The following is an 18,360-nucleotide window of genomic DNA, read 5'->3' on the forward strand; positions in this document are numbered from 1 at the left end:
TCGAGCATGCCGGATATCACGCTCTACACTGTTCCGCAGTGCGCAGATTGCGAGGCGATCAAGCGCCTTCTCCAGCATGAGGGCGCCCCGTTCACGGAGAAAAACGTGCGTGGCGACCCACAGGCCCTGGCCGAGATGCAACGCCGCGCGGACGTGCGGATCGCGCCGGTCACGATCATCGACGAGCACATCTTTTATGGTCCTTTCAGTGACCAGCGTCCCAGGATTCTGGCGGCATTAGAGAAGCGCGCATGAGTGTTCCTCTCTCACAGATCCTGACCCTGACGATGATTCCGGTGGCGGCCACGGTGGTAGGCGGGGTGGCTGCTGCATTCCACGCCCCTGCAGAACGAACGCGCAGTTTCGTACAACATTTCGCGGCAGGTGTTGTCTTCGCGGTTGTCGCTGGAGAACTCCTGCCGGAAATCACAGCGGGGCATCAACCCCTCGGGGTCGTGATCGGCTTCGCATTAGGTGTGGCCGTCATGCTGCTGGTGCGGCAATGGGCTGAGCGCCTGGAGAACACCGCGCAGGGACGTTCCGCATCCACCGGGAATCTGGGATTGATCGTCGCGGTCGGCATCGACGTGCTGCTCGACGGGCTTCTGATTGGTGTTGGCTTTGCCGCTGGTGCACGGGTCGGTACCCTCTTGATCGTGGCACTGACGCTGGAACTCTTGTTCCTGGGCGTCTCTGTCGCGTCCAGTCTGGTTCAGGACGGGGCTTCTCGGGGGCGTGTGATCGGCACAGTCAGCGGCCTCAGCCTTTTGGTGATCGTGGGATCGCTCTTGGGGGGTACTCTCTTGCAAGGCCTCACGGGTCTGGCACTGGAGATCGTCCTATCGTTCGGCGCGGCAGCCCTCCTCTTTCTGGTGACCGAGGAGCTGCTCACTGAAGCGCACGAAGTGAAGGAAACGCCGTTGATTACGTCCGCGTTCTTCGCAGGGTTCGTAGCGCTCTATCTATTGGAGTTGCTGACCTGAGCAGCCGACTCAACCGACAGGGGTGGCTATTCTGGTCGGCCTGCGGCGCAGTGCTGGGTGCGTTGTATCCACCGTCCGCCCTAGGATGGCTGGCGCCCTTGCCACTCAGCCTGCTCTTTCGGGCCGTGTCACATGCTCCACCTCGTCAGGCATTCCGGATCACTTGGATCGTAGCAACGGCAATGTTTGGGGTCATGCTCAGCTGGCTCCCTCAGAGTCTCGGGGGAACATTGGGGTGGGGACTGAGCCTGCTGTTCCCCGTGCTGGTGGGCCTGCTGGGTTTAACCTGCGCGGGTACGGTGGCCGTGACCCGCTGGGCGGCCGGTTCATGGACATTGGGGACTTTGCCCCTGGCTTGGGTGTTGTTAGACGCGATGCGGGAAATAGGTGCATTGGCCTTCCCTTGGGGGGGATTAGGATATTTTCTGAGTGAGACACCATTGGTACAGGTGGCAGAGTGGGGCGGCGTTGGGTTGCTTGGACTGTTGGTTGGCGGAGCGGCGAGCGCTTTGGCTGCATGGTCCTGGCGTGGAGTCTGGATTGCGTTGTTGTGGGCGAGCGCTTTGACTTACGGACTGACAAGGCCGCCCGAGATGCCGGGGACTCGCTCAGCACTCCTGGTGCAGGGCGCGGTGGATCCACGGGCAAAGGTACAGGCCGATCCCTTACGGGAGTGGCAGCGGTACTGGTCATTGACCCGAGGGGCGCAGGTGACCGCACAGACATTGGTGGTCTGGCCGGAAGCGGCTGTGTCGTGGCCTCCCCCAGCGGGTCTCCAAGTTCCCGTGAAGGCAGCAGTGCTACTTGGGGCCTCAGAGGGGGGAACAACGCCCAAGAACTCCGTCTTCCTGGTGCAAGGGAATGCAATGGAGGGGCGGCAGGACAAGGTGCATCTGGTCCCGTTTGGAGAGTTCTTTCCAGGTCAGGCGAGATGGCCGGGGGCGTACCGCACCATATTCCGCTGGCTGGGTTTGCCTGATCTGGTGGGTCGGGTGCCGGGTCATGTGACTCAACCGTTACAGCTTGGTGATCTCCGGGCCGGAGTGCTGATCTGTTATGAGTCGGTGTTTGCTTCGCAGGCGCGTGAACTGGTCGCACGGGGCGCGAATGTACTGGTGACACCGTCGAATGATGCATGGTTCGGATCGTCCCGAGGCGCAGAACAGCACTTCCAGATGGGGCGGGTACGGGCGGTGGAGACCCGCCGGTGGTGGTTACGCGTGGGCAACGATGGGATTACGGCGGTAGTGGATCCGCAGGGGCGGGTGAGAAGGCGACTGGTCCGGTTTACTCCAGGGACCTTACCCGTGGTGTTTGACCTGCGCGAGGGCCGCACGCTGAGTGTGCAGTGGCCGGGATGGGTCGTATGGGGCGCTGCATTGGGATTGATCCTGGTTTGTCTCTATATGAGAACAGTTGCTCATATATGCAGACAAAGTCGCTGTTAAGGTAGGCCCCCGATGAACGTACGTTTTGTCCGAGCGACATTGCTTGTCGTCTTCCTCTGCACCTCGGTTCTGGCTGCTACCGTACAGGTCAAACGAGGTGACACTGTGTCAGGAATAGCCAAACAGCACAGGACGACAGTCCAGGCAATCCTGAATGCCAACCCTGGCCTCACGCCTCAACGCCTGACAGCTGGCCAGACGATTACCGTACCTCCCGCCTCCGCTCAGGCCATGTTGCAGCCAACAGGGATCCGAGTGACGGCTGTCCTTCCCGTGCAGGGGCGGTTAACTACCCCCCCGAGCACAGCTCATATGGGACTGGACTTGGCTGCCCGTCAAGGCACCGTAATTCGGTCGGCGCTGAGTGGTACGGTGAGGACATCCACGTTCGACGTCAGCGGCGGCTGGGGATGGACAGTGGTGGTGGATCATGGCAATGGCGCCATGACGCGCTACAGTCACAACCGCATAAATTTGGTGCGGGTTGGGCAGCGGGTGAAGACAGGTCAGCCCATTGCGCAGGTTGGGAGCTCGGGCAATAGCACAGGACCACATCTGGACTTCCGGATGTACCAGGCAGGTGTATTGGTCAACCCGTATTTGCTCTTCAACTGACCAAAGGAGCTCACGGACCTCGGAGGGATGCCGCCTGTTTCAGCTTGCCAATCCAATGAGTACATTTTTCAGGGTGTGTAAGATTTGCCTTGGAGTGATGGAAGCGGTCCGAAGCCATGAGGCAATGGCTGAAAGTGGCTATGGAAGCGGAACAGCCCGGCGGCATTTTCCTGACTCAGCCAAGAGCGTTCTGTGGTCAGTGTTGTGTTCAAACGCCTCAGGGCATCAGAAGTTTGTCAGAGGGAATCGTAGGATGTCGTGAAAAGACCTGCGTGAGGGATGGACGGTACTTCCTGCTGCGAAAAGTCATAGGCAGGGCAAACGCCCTGCATATCTGCTTAGTTACTCAGATATAGTAATGAAATGCTGCGGGCCTCCCGTTCAATATGGCCGCTCATCCTGACTGGCGCACTGCTTACTGCAGAACTCCTTATCAAAAGCTGGGCGACGCAAAACTTGCCGGGCCAAGCCCCGCAGACCGTCGTGCCCGGTCTACTGAGCCTGACTTACACCCTCAACCAGGGGATGGCGTGGGGACTGCTTGACCAGCTTACCCTCCCCCTGGCGCTCTTGCGCCTTCTCGTAGGTATCGCACTGATGGTCAGTCTTGCAAGGGGCGGCCATCCACTCCCGCGCTCACTTGCACTCAGTTTTATTGCCGCAGGCGCGCTGAGTAACGCCACTGATGGTCTAACTCAGGGCGCTGTCGTGGACTACCTCAGCTCCCCTTTCCTCGACACGCTACACCGCGTTTTGAATGGTCAGAACTTCCCCATCTTCAATGGCGCGGACGTGCTGGTCTTGGCTGGCATTGTCCTCTTGTTCCTCACCCTCCCCCGCACACGTCCCCGTGGGGCGTCTCAGGAGACCCTATGAAACGATGGTTGCTTATTCCCCTGTTCCTCACCGCCTGTGGCGCCACCACTAATACGATCGACGGCGTCAAGACCTACGCCTATGAGGGTGGTGATCATCAGGAGGGACGGATCGCATACAAGGAGCCTCACCCCGTCGGTGGCGCCCATAACGCCCAGTGGCAGAACTGCGGCACGTATACCCAGGATCTGTATCCGGAGTACGCCGTGCATAGCCTGGAACATGGTGCGGTCTGGGTCACCTATCGTCCCGACCTCCCGCAGTCTGAAGTGCTCGCGCTTCAAGACGCCTTGGATGGGCGCACGCACACCCTGCTTTCGCCTCGCCGGGAACAGACTGCCCCAATCGTCATGACCGCCTGGAATGCCCAACTCGAGTTGGAGCGCACGAGCGATGCCCGCGTGACCGCCTTCATTCAGAAGTATGAGCAGGCCGGCACGGCGCCTGAGGCTGGCGCGTCCTGTAGTGGGGCGTACCGCGAAACACAATGAGAGGCGCGGGATTCCTCGGGGCGGCGGCGCTCGGGAGTGCCATCACGGCGGGCATCTTTTTCCTCAGCACCCCCAGGCCTCCCACGGAAGGGAGTGCCGATGTCCGGTTCCTCCGGGACATGCGCGCGCACCATGACCAGGCGGTCGAGATGAGTGTCACGCTGCTCAAGCGCGCCACAGACGTGGACGTGCGGTTACTCGCGCAGGACATTACCCTCACTCAGCAAGCCCAAATCGGTCAGATGAGTGGGTGGCTGAGTGCCTGGGGACACCCGGTGGCGGGCCCACGACCGCCCATGCAGGGCATGAACCGCGCAGCGATGGGGCTGGCTAGCGCACGTGATCTGCGTAGTCTGGAAGAGCGTCCCATCATGGAGGCGACGCGTCAGTATCTCCTGCTGATGCGCGCCCATCATTTGGGGGGCGTGGCCATGGCGAACACGGCCCTCAACAAGGCGCAAAGCCCACTCGTGCGGACGTTCGCCCGAAATGTGGCCATCTCTCAGACAGCCGAGGTGCGTGCGATCGACGCGCTCCTGGCCGCCCGGAACGTCGTCCCACCCACCACCCCAGCCAAGCCGGCCGACATGGGGGAGATGGACCATGGCTGATAGGTCAAGTGGCGTGGGCATGACTGGGAGGGGCGGTCCCTCCTGGCGGCGCTGGACACGCTGGGTGGCCTTGGTAGCGAGCCTCGTCGGTGTGGGTCTCGCTGGACTGCTGCTGTACAACCGACTGAATCCTCCCGCACCGCTGTATGGCAGCGCGTACCCCCCTGGAACTGCTGCACCCGACCTGCGGGGAACAGGAGAGAATGGGCAGCCACTTGCGCTGGCAGATCTGAAAGGCAAGACGGTCGCCGTATTCTTCGGGTTTCTGCACTGTCCCAACTACTGTCCAGCAACCCTGGCAGCGCTGGAACGTGTGCGCCAGACGTTGCCGCAGCAACAGCGGGAACAATTCGTGACGTTGCTGGTTTCTGTCGATCCGAGAAGGGACACGCCGGCGCTGATGAAGAAGTACGTGAAGTACTTCAACGCGAGCGCTCGAGGATTGATCATCCCAGACACCCAGTTGCCAAAGGCGGCCGCCGGGTGGGGCGTGGGCTATCAGTATGTGGACGAGAAGGATGGGGAGTATCAGGTGAATCACACGACGGGCACGTATCTCGTGGATCGTGTTGGGAACCGGCGTCTGGTGTGGGATTACCTGCAGTTGACGACGAATCCGCAGCGGGTCGCGCAGGACGTTCAGGTGGTGCTGGAGTGACGGTAGGGATCGCTCGGTACAATGCAGGGCTGGCCGCTGTTTACGCTGAGGATACCTGTGAAACGAGTTGCCTGCATCCACAGGCAGTCGCTGCAGCACGGGTGGCCCTGCCGGACGAGACCTCCGTTGCGCGCGCGACCATCCTGCTGAAACTCATGGGGGATGCCAATCGGCTGAAGATCCTGAGTGCCCTGACCAGGGGTGAACTCTGCGTGTGCGACCTGGCGGCCGTGATTCGGCTGAGCGAGAGCGCCACCAGTCACCAGTTGCGCTTGCTGCGAATAGGCCGGGGCGTCGCCTCACGGAAGGAGGGCCGGACCGTGTATTACCGGTTGCTGGATCAGCATGTGACGACGTTGATCGCCAATGTCCTTGACCATGCTCGGGAGTAGATGGCGGATCTGGAGTGTGGTCGCCTTGGTATTGGTGTTAGGCATGGCCGCCTTGACCTGGCGGCCTGCGGCGGAAGCGCTGTATTGCATCCGGCAGCCGGGCACGCTCTGGAATGGGCTCATGCCTTTGCCTGAAGGGTTGGAGCCGCGCTGCCCCACATCTGGGACATATCGGCAGGAAGTACAGGATGGGCTATCTCGTGTAGAGCAGTATGTGGCCCCGGGGTGGCAACCTCAGGTATTGATGGGGCCGCTCAAGCGCGCTGGGTATGTATTGCTGGAAGATGAAACGCGTGGACCACAGCATTACTCGGTCTTTCTGGGCCGCTCGGTGCCGGCAGAACTGTATTACACCGCAGTACCGGATGGACCGAATACCCTCATCACGGTCAGTGGGAATTAGGTCAGTGGACCCACTTGCGTTTACGGATCGCCAGTGTGAGGGGTCGTATCAGCGAAAGAGCTACTCAGGATGCAGACATTCTGCATGCAGACCAGCAAACTAAAAAATTGATCAGAGTCAGAGCGCATCGGGTCCCCAGTCAGGTGCCCAGATAGAAGGTAACCAATAAACTAGATGGATGATCACGCTGACCGTACCCTCCGTCCTCGACCAGCTCAAGGCGCTCGCGCAAGACACCCGCTATGACCTCGTCCGCCACCTCGCTCAGGGCGAGCACTGCGTCTGTGACCTAGAAGCGCTCCTGAATCTGCCCCAGTCGAAGGTTTCCTACCACCTCAACATCCTCAAAGAGGCGGGTCTGGTGACGTCCGAGCAGCGCGGCAAGAACATGTACTACGCCCTGAGCCGGGAGCCCTTCTTCCGCCTCGGGGGTCAATTGCTGCTGGATCTTTTCCCCGAGCTTCCACCCCTGACACATCAATCTAAATCGGTGTGTTAGCTTGCGCGCATGCCGCGTGTCCTGATTCTCTGTACCCACAACTCCGCCCGCTCCCAGATGGCCGAAGCCCTCACGCGTGACGCCGCCCATCGCCTGGGCGTCGACCTGGACGTGCACTCCGCCGGCACAGAAGCCACCCGGGTCAAGCCCGATGCCCTCACCGTTATGAATGAACTGGGTCTAGATCTCTCCACCCACACCAGCAAAACCCTCCACGATGTCCCCGAGGCGCAGAACTTCGACTACGTCGTCACGGTCTGCGATAGCGCTGCCGAAGCCTGCCCCATCTATCCCGGCCACACCCTCCGGCGGCACTATCCCTTCGTCGACCCGAGTGGCGGCAGCCTCGACCGCTGGCGGACCGTCCGCGATCAACTCAAGATCCAATTCGATGCCTTCGTTCAGGCCCTCAAAGAAGGCCGTGACGTCCCGCCTACCTACGAGGAAAGTCCAGCGGTCGAGACGAAGTAAGTCATGCTGCTCGCTGCACTGATCTTCCTCCTGACCCTCGTCCTCGTCATCTGGCAACCCAAGTTGAGGTGGCAGCCGGAAGGCCTGGGCATCGGGTGGAGCGCCACCTTCGGCGCCCTCCTCGCCCTGATGACCGGTGTCGTCAGCACCGCCGACATTCCCATCGTCTGGGACATCGTCTGGAACGCCACGATCACCTTCGTGGCGCTGATCATCATCTCCTTGCTCCTGGACGAGGCCGGCTTCTTCCGCTGGGTCGCCCTCCACGTCGCCCGTTGGGGCGGCGGAAGCGGCCGCCGGCTCTTCACGCTGGTCATTTTGCTCGGCGCCGTCGTCAGTGCCCTCTTCGCCAACGACGGCACCGCCCTGATCCTGACCCCCATCGTCCTCGCCATGCTGCTGGCCCTGGGGTTCTCCACCACGACCACCCTCGCGTTCATCATGGCGACGGGCTTCATCGCAGACAGCTCCAGCCTACCCCTGGTGATCAGCAACCTCGTCAACATCGTCACCGCCGACTTCTTCAACCTGAGTTTCGGGAAATACGCCAGCGTCATGGTCCCCGTCGATCTGGCCGCCGTCCTGGCCAGCCTAGCGGTGCTATTCCTGTACTTCCGGCAAGATCTACCCCGCCTCTACGAACCCTCGAAGCTGGATGCCCCAGACAGCGCCATCCGTGACCGCCGCGTCTTCCAGACGGGTTGGGTGGTGCTGGCTCTCCTCCTGGTCGGGTACTTCACTGCGGGGCAGCTCGGGGTCCCCGTCAGCGTCGTCGCCGTTCTGGGCGCAGCGCTGCTGTATGTCGTCGCGGCACGCGGCCAGGTCATCCCCACCCGCAAGGTGCTTCGCGGCGCACCCTGGCAGATCGTGATCTTCTCCCTGGGCATGTACCTTGTCGTATATGGCCTGCGCAACGCTGGCCTGACCGACGCCCTGGGGAACGTCCTGAGCCGATTTGCTGAGGGTGGGCTGTGGAGCGGCACGCTCGGCACAGGATTCGTGATGGCCCTCATTTCCAGCGTGATGAACAACATGCCCAGTGTGCTGATCGGCAACATCGCGATCGACGACAGTACCGCGACCGGCCTCGTCAAACAGGGCATGGTCTACGCGAACGTGGTGGGCAACGACCTGGGCCCCAAGATCACGCCCATCGGGAGTCTGGCCACCCTGCTCTGGCTCCATGTGCTCTCGCAGAAAGGGATTCGAATCGGGTGGGGTCAGTATTTCAAGATTGGGATCGTTCTGACCCTGCCCGTCCTGCTGATCACGTTGCTGGCCCTGGCCCTCCGCCTCTCGCTGTAGTTCCCTACTGAACCAGGAGAATGGATATGACCCAGCACACCCCCTCAAGCAAGCCGCGCGTCCTGTTCATCTGCACAGGAAACACGGCACGTTCCCAAATGGCCCAGGCCTTCCTCGAACACCACGCCGGGGACCGCTTTGACGTCCTCTCTGCCGGTCTGGAACCCGGTCTCATTCATCCCTTGACTGTACGCGTCCTCGAAGAGGTGGGGCTCCCCACCACTCACCTGAGTCCGAAAGGCACCACGTCCTTTCTCAATCAGCACTTCACGCATGTCATTACCGTCTGCGACCGTGCGGAACAGCGCTGTCCCATCTTCCCCTTCGCCTTCCAGCGGGCCTCCTGGCCCTTTGAAGACCCTGCAGCGGCGGAGGGCAGTGAGGAAGAGCGGCTGCGCGTGTTCCGCCGAGTCCGGGACGACATCGACGCACAGGTGCGACGGTGGGTGGACTGACATCTTGCAGTTTTGGGAAAAGCCGTCTGGAACGCACTTTTGGCCCCATAGTGGGGTGTGAACCCAAAAGAACCGCGTTCCAGACGGCTCTATTCTGACATCCTGCCCTGCTTTTCCCGCAAGCAACATCGGGAATCCTTCGAGGTCTTCCTCGACCTGCTGTTGGATGGTTCCGGCAGACCGCTGCCGGAACGGGCCACGGTCAAGTCCCCCTCGGCCCTCAGCCGCTTTCTCAACCACGCAGGCTGGGACACCCGGCACCTCTGCCGGGTGTTGCGTCGGCACGCCCTCAAGACCGCGCAGGACTGGTGGCGAGCGTCACCCCATCAGCGTCCCCGGCTGGAGCTGCTGGTCGACCTGACGAGCTTGGAAAAGACCGGCCAGTTCGCTGAACTGGCCGATTGGGTCCACACCTACCACGGCGTCCGGGGGGTCCACTTGGTCGTGCTGTACCTGTGCTGCGGGGAACTGCGTCTCCCTTGGGCTTTTCAAATCTGGCGAGGGAAGGGCAAGGCGTCCCCCGCCCAACTCGCCCTGAAGTTGCTCCGGACCGTCCCGGCCACGTTACTGAAGGGCAACCGTCGGCCCCGTCTGCATGCAGACGGGGGCTTCGAGAGTGCCGAGTTCATTCGCGGCGTGCTCGCACGAGGTCTGGACATTGTGGTCGGGGTGCGCTGCACCCGGAAACTCGAGGATGGGCGGCAGGTCCGTGACCTGATGGTCCGGGGAAGTCTGGTCAAGCCCATAGGGCTTGACCAGACCATGTGCATCTCCTGGGTCTGGCTCTACCGGAACACCGAGCCGGAACAACGCTTCGTCATGTCCAACCTCGACCTGGGCGGCAAGTACCTCGCTCGCATGGGGAAACGCCGCTGGCGCATTGAAGCCTTCTTCAAAACAGTCAAGGGGAGATTCGGACTTGAACGCTTTGCTCAGCACAGCAAACAGGGGGTGATGCGCTGGTGGTGCCTCTCTGGGATGGCCTTCCTGCTGTGCCACCTCCAGAACCTCGATCTGCCCGAGAGGGAAGCGGACAGGTGGCCCGACTGGGGCGAGTTGGCGAGAACCGTACGGTTCTCGTTCGTCCCCGAAGTGCGGCGTCAAGCACTTCAACTGGAATTGAACGCCCTCGACGCGTTCCAGCACGCACTTTTTGCCCCTTCAACCTAAACTGCAAGATGTCAGTCAAGCCCCTTTTTGCATAGGGTTCTTGGCAGCCTCTAAGAGATAATGTAGGTCATCGTTGGATTATGGCCTGGTTACCAGGTATATCGAAAAATGATGCTGTTATAGTTTTATGTAAATTTAAGTAAAATTTATTCTAATGATTCCAAAGAAAATGGAATGAAGAACGCCTACCCTTTCTGTCATAGAAGAGAAAGTAGATCAGAAAGAGAATAGAGACAGATTGGATTATAAAATGATTGATAGGAAAATTGCCTTTAAGGAATGCATTCTCCGGAAAATTTGGATCGTATCTAACAATGAAATGACTGCTGTGGTGTAGTGAACATGCCGGTTCCCTGCCATTCGTAAAAAGCCCTTTTTGCCAGGGCTCCAGCTTTGAGGATGTGAAATCCCTATTTTCTACGGTATAGCTGTAAAAAACTTCGCATATTATAGATTGCCTTCTCTTATTTGCTGTAAAGCTTAAATTTTTAGCTTCCGCTGAAGAAAAATGAGCGGTTTTTATATAGAATTTGGAATATTCCAACGTATATATACCAAGAATTGCATTAATTATGAGAAAAATTACTAAGAATACCAATCTGGACATAGATTTACCCCGAAAGTATTAAGAACCTAGTGTTAAATGAGACGGCTTGCGGAGATCATTCCCACAAGCCGTTTCTTAATATTGCTTAAGTCATATAACAGTCGTAGAGGGTAAGTTCTGGGATTGAATTGTTTTCAATTATGCCTCTAAAACCGCCCTCCCATGAGATTGGAGAGAACCGCAGGTAGTCGTTCTCCGCATTTTCAAGGGTGCCATTGTTGACTTCCCACATAATTTTCTGAGGCTCAACACCAATAAAGGCTAGTCTAAAAAGCCGGGTTAGACCGTCACAACCCTTCAGGATCTTTTGCCGCTCTTGGAAAGATCCGTCGAGCCATGGTCCCTCCAGATAAATTCCCGGTTCAACAACAGTCACAGTCTGCTCAACAGGATCGAAACCGGGCAGTTGCAGTGAGACCTTGTAGACGCCAGGCACTTCAGGCACCGTCCAGACGTTAGATTTTCCAGCCCTTTCTGTCAACGTTCCACCCGATGTGGACCACTGCAGGGCAGGCTCACCGGTAGCGGCCGGCAGACTTGCCCTGAATCCCTAACCTCGTTTAGGGCTCGCGCCATGACCTGTTCAATGGCTCCCAGAGGGCAAAAAATGGAGACGGTATGGCTAGATACCGTCTCCATCACAGTTTAGGCCGACGAGCCGTCATCCGCCAGCTTCACCGCTGGGCCAAACGGCATTTCAGTGACGTCAAGCGGTGTTCGCACCAGAAACTGAGTGATGCCCTGTTGGTCGCCCTGTTGCTCAGCCGACTGATCTTCAAACATCCGTTCTCGTCCATCTGGTGGAACATCCTGAGGGAAGATCGTGTCGATCTTCCCTCCTACACGCAGGCGTATACCCGGGGACAGCGATTGCTTGAACGACTTGAAGCGGTCGCCACCCCATCACAGTCCTGCATGGAAGTGATCGTCGATTCCATGCCTCTGCCCGTCTGCCGACCCAAATGGGGGAAGCGTTGTGCGTTTCCCGGTGCTCGTTGGGGTTACGGCACGCAGGGAGACGTCTACGGATACAGGTTGCACGCGTGGGTGACCGCTTCGGGTGCCATCGTGCAGTATCTGATCCGACCAGCCAATTTGCACGATACGACCGTAAGCTACGAGCTCAACCGGCGGTGGCCCGACTTCGGCGGGCCACGCATCATCGGTGATAAGGGGTACTGCTGCTTGGGCTACGTGTTCACACCGAAGAGGAATACCCGGTACGACACGGGGTGGCGGCCTGGCCGCCACCCTCGATTGCGAAAACGCATTGAAACGGTGTTCTCTAGTTTGGTCGAGGCTCAGATTCGCTCTGTGCAGACGAAAACGTTGCGGTCGCTCCGTCTCCGTGTCGTCCTGGCCATACTCGCTCACAACATTGCCCAACCCTAAACGGGGTTTGTAATTGAACGACGGTTTTTGAAAGGCGTCAATCCCTGATGGCAGGTGACAGTCTCGCAAGACAGGCACCTTTACCATCAAGCCGTGCCCCGCAAACTTTGCCTTCCTTTGCTTCTTCTGGTCACATCATGCGCACCCGCTCAAGCGCAGCTCCAAGTAAAGACTCCAGCGTCAGCTGCATGTCCTCCTGATCAGACGACCCGTACACCTGTGATTGGTTTCATTGTCGAGGACGAATTCGGTGGAATTGATGGATTTCAGCATTCAGACGCTCTGACGGATGCGCTCGAAGAGGCAGGATTCAAGGTCAGCGGTCCTCACTATATCAATCTACTCGATCATGGTTCAGTCAAGATTTCCGGCAAAATACAGAATTGGCGCAATGCCAATGGGGATGAATCACGTAAACGTATTGGTCTAGTAGATATTGATATTATCGACCTCAATACTCAGGAACTTATTTTCAAATTTAAACAGCCTAGCGCAAAACTCGTTTTCCAGGCTCCGACTTTCGAACAGGTAACTCAGCAGATTGTCGGAGAACTTTCCCAACGGTTTTGTCAGTTTAGGTAGGCCTCTCTTCTCTTTGGCGCCTGGGTCGCGCCTTCCCTCACGCGGTTCGGCCTGACGGCCGACACCGCGTACCCCCGAGGGCATGACTAAAAAGTCCTTCGCGCTGCGCATCGTCACCGGCATCATGGCCCTCTTCGGTCTCAACGAAGCCGCCAACGCCGTCCCGGCCGCCCTCCTCAAGACGGCCCAGCCTGACCGCGCGACGGTCTTCCAGGATCTCCTGCCCCTGAACGGCGAACTCCTGACCGCGCAGGCCTCGCCCGACGTGGTGAGTGAAACCCAGCCTGCTCCCGCACCCGAGGGGCTGGCGTACGGCGTCGAAGCGACTGGTGGACAGGTGGCTGCTCGTCTCCAGGCCAACGCACTCGCCCGTCAGGCCATCCTCGCCCCTGAGCCGGACCTGAACGTTCTGCGCGCATACAGCGGTACGGGCGGCCTCGGTGACCAGAGCGAGAGCATCGACCAGTTCTACACGCCTGGCGAGATCGGCGCCCTGATGTGGACCCTCGCCTGCCTGGGTCAGAAGCTCGACGATCCTAAGAAGCCGGTGCGCGCCCTCGAGCCCTCCTGCGGCAACGGCGGCCTCCTCGCACAGGCACCCGCTGGTCTGCACCTGACAGGCGTCGAGCTCGATCCGGTCGCCGGCCGCGCCGCGCAGCTGCTGCACCCCCACGCGGCCGTGCATGTCATGGCCCTGGAGTCCTACACCACCCGCTCCAGCGACCGCCTCTTCAACATGGCGGTGCTCAACCCGCCGTTCGGCACCCGGGGCGCCACGCGCGACCTGCATGAGCGGGACGAGGTACGCAGCGAGCGGTACTTCATGACCCAGACCCTACGCCGCGTCATGCACGGGGGCACCGTCGTCGCCCTGCTGCCCCTGAGCGTCCTGCACGGCCACCGTCACCGGGACTGGCGAGCGGCCCTGCTCCGTCAAGCGCTGCCCCTTCACGCGGTCGTGGTGCCCGAGGGAGCCTTCCGCGAGGCAGGCGCGGGCGTGACCACCGCCCTCCTCGTCCTGCGCCGCCACGACGTCGGGGTCGCCGAGGGGTGCGCCCTGCACACCGACACCCAGCTCACGGAAATGCTCCTCCGTCACTGCCCGGACATGACCCATCAGACCCTCGTTCAGGGCTTCATCGAGGGCAAGGGGCTCGTCCAGAGCACCGAAACGGAGGGCGAGTGGACCCACGCCCTCGCCCTGAACCTGCAGGCCAACCACCTCGGCCGCGTGCGGGCCGACTTCACCACTGGCCGCTTCGGTCAGCCCGCCCTCCGGGGGGAAGTGCGTGCGGACACCTCGGCCGTCGTGACCCAGCTTCAGGCCGCCCAGAAGTCCGCGCCCATCACCTTGCGGAGCATGACGGAAACGATTCGCAGCCTGCACGGGGATCAGGCCGCTCAAGCATTCTTCGAAGCGAGCGAGGAGGCCCAGCTCTTCCCGATCGCCGAGGGCACCCTGAGCACCGACCGCCGGTACTGCTTCCGCCTCGGGGAATGGCAGGTCACGGACGACTTCGCCGACCCACGCGTCTTCCACGCCGCGGAGCTCGCCCAGACCCTGGAGAGCTACCTGCACGCCCGCACGGCTGGCCGCGTGGAAACCCCCCGTCGCCGGGCGCTGGTGCAGGCCCGCTTCCAGGCCTATGTACGTCAGCACGGAAACTTCAACCGCCAGCGGTTCCTGCGCCTGGTCGACGCCTACCCCCTGTTCTCCCTGCTCCTGAGCCACATCACCGAGTCGGGTGAACTGCACCTTCCCAGTGATGCCGACGTCCGCCTGCCCATCACCGGCCAGGGCGTCGAGGAGATTGCCGGGCAGCTGGCGGACCTGCTGACCCTCACCGAGGACACGCTCAGCGATTACGCCGGAGTCAGCGCAGAAGAGGCGGCCGCGTTCCTGAGCACCCATTACGCCTTCGATGGGGAGCGCTGGATCGAACCCGGTCTCTACTACGCCGGGCACGCCATCCTCCGCTCTGGAGAAGCCCGCGACCTCGCCCGGGCCTTCAGCGGCCACCGCCGCGAGGCGCTGCTCGCTCAGGCCGACGAGTTCATGACCCGCGTGCGCCGCACCCCCGTCGCCGACCTGAACCTCTTGCCCCGCGACCCAGTCATCCCGGTGGCCGCGCTCGAGGCCTGGGTCAACACCTACCTCGATGCCGCGCAGAACGGCAAACCCCTGCTCAACGTCGAGCGCACCCGCGGTGCCGTCAAGCTCAGCGTTCGCGCCAGTGCCGGTGACGAGCTTGTGCAGGCCCGCAGCGCCTTCGATTTCGAGCAGAGCCGTGCCCTCGAAGCCTTCCTCAATCACAAGACGGAGGTCGAGAACGTTCGCGGCGCGAAAGAGATGAGCAAGGACGAGTACACGGCGGCCCGTACCCTGGCCATCGAGGACGCCCGGCAGTACGAGGCACAGGTCACCCGCCACTTCCAGGCCTGGTTGCCGGAGAGCGCCTTCGCGCAACTCGTCGAGGACGCCTACACCTTCGCCCGTGGGGCCACGCTCCGCGCGCAGGGCAGTACGCGCTCCCTGGCGATTGCCGGCTATCAGGGCAAGGCCCCGCACCCGTACCAGCTCATGGACGTGCGGACCATGGCGATGACCTCGGGGATGGTCAACAACTACGACGTCGGTCTGGGAAAAACGATCAAGATGCTGCTGCTCATCGGCTACCTCAAGATGTGTGGCCGGGCATCCCGTCCCATCATCAGCGTCCCCGCTGGACTCGTGAGCAACTGGGCGACGAACGCCCGGGAGGCTTACCCGAGCTGGAACATCGTCACGGTCGGGATGAGCGTGCGCCACGACAAGAAGGGCCATGTCGTCTACAAGCGCAAGCGCGACGGCTCGTACATGCTCAAGGACGGGCAGCGCATCGAGGCCTGGACCAAGGACACCCCTGCAGTCAAGAAGACCAAGATCGCCTCCCTGGCGGCCGGCACGGTGGACCTCATCATCATGAGTCGGGAGGCCCTGACCAGCCTGCCGATGCTCCGGGAGAACCGCCAGCGGCTGATCATGGACGACCCGCAGTACCTGCGCAACCTCGAGACGCAGGACGCCTTCGAGGGCCAGCCCCGCCGCGGCCGCCACCAGGAATTGGTCCGCCAGCTCGGGGTCTTCGGCGCGATGATGAGCCGCGTCAACGTCGCGCAGCCGGGCGACCTATGCTTCGAGGTCCTGGGTTGCGATTTCCTCGGTCACGATGAGGCGCATGGGCTGAAGAATTTGGCATCCCCTCCGGCCGTTTTTGGCGAAACGCCCCGCTTTCTGGGCGCTGGGGGCGAGTCACAGCGTTCGCTCGACGCCCTGCACAAGGGACGCTACATCCGCGAGCGGGGGGGCAGCACCTTCGCCTTCACGGCCAGTTGGGTCAAGAACAGTCCGCTGGAGATCGGCGCGATGCTGAGCATGGTCACGGACGCCCTGCCATCTTACGGTCTACCCACGGGGGAAGCCCTGATGGATCAGTACCTCAAGATCGAACCGCAGATCATCACGGGCATGGACGGCAGCGTCGACGTCAAGCCGTGCGTGACGGGCTTCCGGCGGCTGCGGGAGTTGCGTCACATCATCTCCAATCACGTCATCAGTCGGACGTACGGCGATCCCGAGGTCGTGACCGGTACCGGGCAACCCCTGGCCGTACCCACCGCAGAAGTCGACGAGGTGATGATCGACATGAGTGCGGAGCAGGCGCACCTCTACACCAGCCTGCGCGAGCGGGCCCGGAACGCCGACGCGCGCGCGAAGGGACCCAACCACCCCTTTGCGATCCAGTGGGAGATGCGCAAACTCTCCATCGACCCGGTGCTCCTGAATATCGCTGGGCCCAACCCCCGCTTCGAGCGCATCGCCGAACTCGCCCTGGAAAACCGCGCGACCGGCGGCAAGGGGCTGGTCTTCCTCAGCATTGGCGAGAAACAGGGGGCCTTCACTCGCCTGAAGAACACCCTCGTTGCGGCTGGCTATCCCGCGCATGAGATTGCCATCGTCTCCAGCGACACCCACAAGAGCAGCGTGGAGCGCCAGGACCTGGAGGACGATTACAACTACGGCGACCTCTCCCTGATTCTGGGGACGGACGTGCTCGGTCAGGGCTTCAATCTCCAGGTGGGCACCAGCCTGATCATCAACGCGGACATGCCCTGGAACTTCGAGGAGATCCGCCAGCGGGTCGGGCGCGGCGCGCGGCAGGGCAACACCGTCGCCAAGCTCCGCAACGTCTACCTGCTCATGCGCGGCTCGTTCGACACCCTGACCTACACCATCATGTCCGGGAAGAAGTCCTGGCTCTCGCAGCTGTGGGACAGTGAGATCGACGAACTCGGCAACTCCGGGCAGGGCTTCTCCGGCGAGGAAATGGCGCTGCTCATGAGCGACGACGTGGAGGCCACCCGGGCGCAGATCCTGTCCAAGAAGACGGAACTCGCCGAACGCACTGGCCGCGCCGCTCTGGAGCGTCAGCTCGAAAGCCTCGCGGCGGCCCTGAATGCCCGGGACGTCGTGCAGCAGCGCTACGAGAAAGGCCGGCGGCGCAAGTACGGGCTGACCGCGAACGACCACGTGCGCGTCCGGGTGGCGCGGGGCGTGTTCGATCAGCGCGTGACGGCCCTGAAGCAGATGGGGGACTTCCCCTTGGCGCGGCTCGTGGACTACACCGGCGAGATCTTCTGGTTCGGGCTGCTGCCGGTCCACGAGGGCCTGGGCTTCAAGGCCGACGATCAGCGCTTCACCGTGCGGCAGGTCACGACCGGGGTCATCATGGCGACGAGCGAGAAAGGCGAATCGCGCACCTTCACGGGCAGTCAGCTCATGCGAGCCACCGACTTCACGCCGAACGCGGACGCTGGGCTCTACCAGGCCGCGGCCGCGCTGGAAGTCCCGCGCATCGCCCTGAGCGAGGCCTTGCAGGTGTACGTGATAGACAGCCGCCTGGCGAAGAAGGTCTGCCCGCGCGACCCGGAACTGGTGGTGAGCCTGTCCTTGAGTGGGCAGCGGGTGGAACTGGTGAATCCAGAGGATGCCTTCGGCCTGATGAGCCGCCTGATCTGCAAGGAAACGGTGATGCACTTCCAGGTGCAGACGGTGGACGGCGTACAGGTCGTGCAGCAGGTGATCGTGCTCTCGGCCGTGGACAGCGTGCTCGACAAGACCAAGCAGACGAAGGCCAGCCCGAAGCTGCACGCCCGGCTGCTGCAGCTCGTGGCCCGCGTGCTGGGGGCGGAGGTCGTGGAGCACGTGGCCAGTCCCGCGCAGGCGGCATAAGCGCAGAACCCTCTCCGGGGGAAAACCTCCCCCGGAAGGCCTTGGGCGGGTGCATCAACACCAAGAGACCGGTGCCTGGAATGCCTGGGAGGCCCGTGAGCGTGCCATTCGCGCCGTACGCACCCATGCG

General features: G+C 61.4%; 18 protein-coding genes. 17 read left to right on the top strand and 1 reads right to left on the bottom strand.

Annotation, left to right across the window (positions count from 1 at the left end; genetic code table 11):
• The first annotated feature begins 6 nt into the window (after positions 1-6).
• From DGO_RS19940 to DGO_RS19995, 14 genes are all read left to right on the top strand, one after another.
• Positions 7-255: a glutaredoxin family protein gene (locus DGO_RS19940; protein ID WP_014682913.1), complete on the top strand. Its 249-nt coding sequence runs from the start codon at positions 7-9 to the stop codon at positions 253-255.
• Positions 252-983 (top strand): ZIP family metal transporter, encoded by a 732-nt coding sequence (locus DGO_RS19945; RefSeq protein WP_014682914.1) that lies wholly within the window; start codon positions 252-254, stop codon positions 981-983. Before DGO_RS19940 ends, DGO_RS19945 begins: the two co-directional genes overlap by 4 nt.
• Before the next feature lie 50 nt (positions 984-1,033).
• Positions 1,034-2,431: an apolipoprotein N-acyltransferase gene (gene lnt / locus DGO_RS24970; protein WP_226991570.1), complete on the top strand. Its 1,398-nt coding sequence runs from the start codon at positions 1,034-1,036 to the stop codon at positions 2,429-2,431.
• 312 nt (positions 2,432-2,743) lie between these two features.
• Positions 2,744-3,046, top strand: coding sequence for a M23 family metallopeptidase (locus DGO_RS24975; protein ID WP_420810591.1), 303 nt, complete (start codon positions 2,744-2,746; stop codon positions 3,044-3,046).
• A 363-nt stretch (positions 3,047-3,409) separates the two neighbouring features.
• Positions 3,410-3,922, top strand: coding sequence for a signal peptidase II (locus DGO_RS19950; RefSeq protein WP_014682918.1), 513 nt, complete (start codon positions 3,410-3,412; stop codon positions 3,920-3,922).
• Positions 3,919-4,413, top strand: a complete 495-nt coding sequence (locus DGO_RS19955; protein ID WP_014682919.1) for a DUF3105 domain-containing protein — start codon at positions 3,919-3,921, stop codon at positions 4,411-4,413. The genes DGO_RS19950 and DGO_RS19955 overlap by 4 nt, the downstream gene beginning before the upstream one ends.
• 53 nt (positions 4,414-4,466) lie before the next feature.
• Positions 4,467-5,024, top strand: coding sequence for a DUF305 domain-containing protein (locus DGO_RS19960; protein WP_226991579.1), 558 nt, complete (start codon positions 4,467-4,469; stop codon positions 5,022-5,024).
• Between the two features lie 91 nt (positions 5,025-5,115).
• Positions 5,116-5,682 (top strand): SCO family protein, encoded by a 567-nt coding sequence (locus DGO_RS19965; RefSeq protein WP_050920998.1) that lies wholly within the window; start codon positions 5,116-5,118, stop codon positions 5,680-5,682.
• Positions 5,679-6,074 carry an ArsR/SmtB family transcription factor gene (locus DGO_RS19970; protein WP_083847434.1) on the top strand — a complete coding sequence of 132 codons (396 nt, stop codon included), beginning with the start codon at positions 5,679-5,681 and terminating at the stop codon, positions 6,072-6,074. The genes DGO_RS19965 and DGO_RS19970 overlap by 4 nt, the downstream gene beginning before the upstream one ends.
• A 581-nt stretch (positions 6,075-6,655) precedes the next feature.
• The gene (locus DGO_RS19975) at positions 6,656-6,976 is read left to right on the top strand and encodes an ArsR/SmtB family transcription factor (RefSeq protein WP_014682925.1); all 321 of its coding nucleotides are present in this window, start codon (positions 6,656-6,658) and stop codon (positions 6,974-6,976) included.
• Between the two features lie 9 nt (positions 6,977-6,985).
• Positions 6,986-7,447: an arsenate reductase ArsC gene (locus DGO_RS19980; protein WP_014682926.1), complete on the top strand. Its 462-nt coding sequence runs from the start codon at positions 6,986-6,988 to the stop codon at positions 7,445-7,447.
• A 3-nt stretch (positions 7,448-7,450) separates the two neighbouring features.
• Positions 7,451-8,752 carry an arsenic transporter gene (locus DGO_RS19985; RefSeq protein WP_014682927.1) on the top strand — a complete coding sequence of 434 codons (1,302 nt, stop codon included), beginning with the start codon at positions 7,451-7,453 and terminating at the stop codon, positions 8,750-8,752.
• Between the two features lie 26 nt (positions 8,753-8,778).
• Positions 8,779-9,207, top strand: coding sequence for an arsenate reductase ArsC (locus DGO_RS19990; protein ID WP_014682928.1), 429 nt, complete (start codon positions 8,779-8,781; stop codon positions 9,205-9,207).
• A gap of 57 nt (positions 9,208-9,264) precedes the next feature.
• The gene (locus DGO_RS19995; protein ID WP_050920993.1) at positions 9,265-10,377 is read left to right on the top strand and encodes a transposase; all 1,113 of its coding nucleotides are present in this window, start codon (positions 9,265-9,267) and stop codon (positions 10,375-10,377) included.
• Positions 10,378-11,069: 692 nt separating this feature from the next.
• On the opposite strand, the gene DGO_RS22585 is transcribed toward DGO_RS19995, so the two are convergent.
• Positions 11,070-11,429 carry a hypothetical protein gene (locus tag DGO_RS22585; RefSeq protein ID WP_145975568.1) on the bottom strand — a complete coding sequence of 120 codons (360 nt, stop codon included), beginning with the start codon at positions 11,427-11,429 and terminating at the stop codon, positions 11,070-11,072.
• Positions 11,430-11,602: 173 nt separating this feature from the next.
• On the opposite strand from DGO_RS22585, the gene DGO_RS22590 reads away from it, so the two are divergent.
• The 3 genes from DGO_RS22590 (at position 11,603) to DGO_RS20000 (ending at position 18,230) form a co-directional block, all read left to right on the top strand.
• A complete protein-coding gene (locus DGO_RS22590) occupies positions 11,603-12,376 on the top strand; it encodes an IS982 family transposase (protein WP_014682931.1) in 774 nt (257 codons plus the stop codon).
• 93 nt (positions 12,377-12,469) lie between these two features.
• Entirely contained in the window at positions 12,470-12,958 is a 489-nt protein-coding gene (locus DGO_RS22595; RefSeq protein ID WP_145975569.1) for a hypothetical protein, read from the top strand.
• 82 nt (positions 12,959-13,040) lie between these two features.
• The gene (locus DGO_RS20000) at positions 13,041-18,230 is read left to right on the top strand and encodes a helicase-related protein (RefSeq protein ID WP_014682933.1); all 5,190 of its coding nucleotides are present in this window, start codon (positions 13,041-13,043) and stop codon (positions 18,228-18,230) included.
• The last annotated feature ends 130 nt before the right edge of the window (positions 18,231-18,360 follow it).

This window comes from Deinococcus gobiensis I-0 (assembly GCF_000252445.1).
GTDB lineage: Bacteria > Deinococcota > Deinococci > Deinococcales > Deinococcaceae > Deinococcus > Deinococcus gobiensis.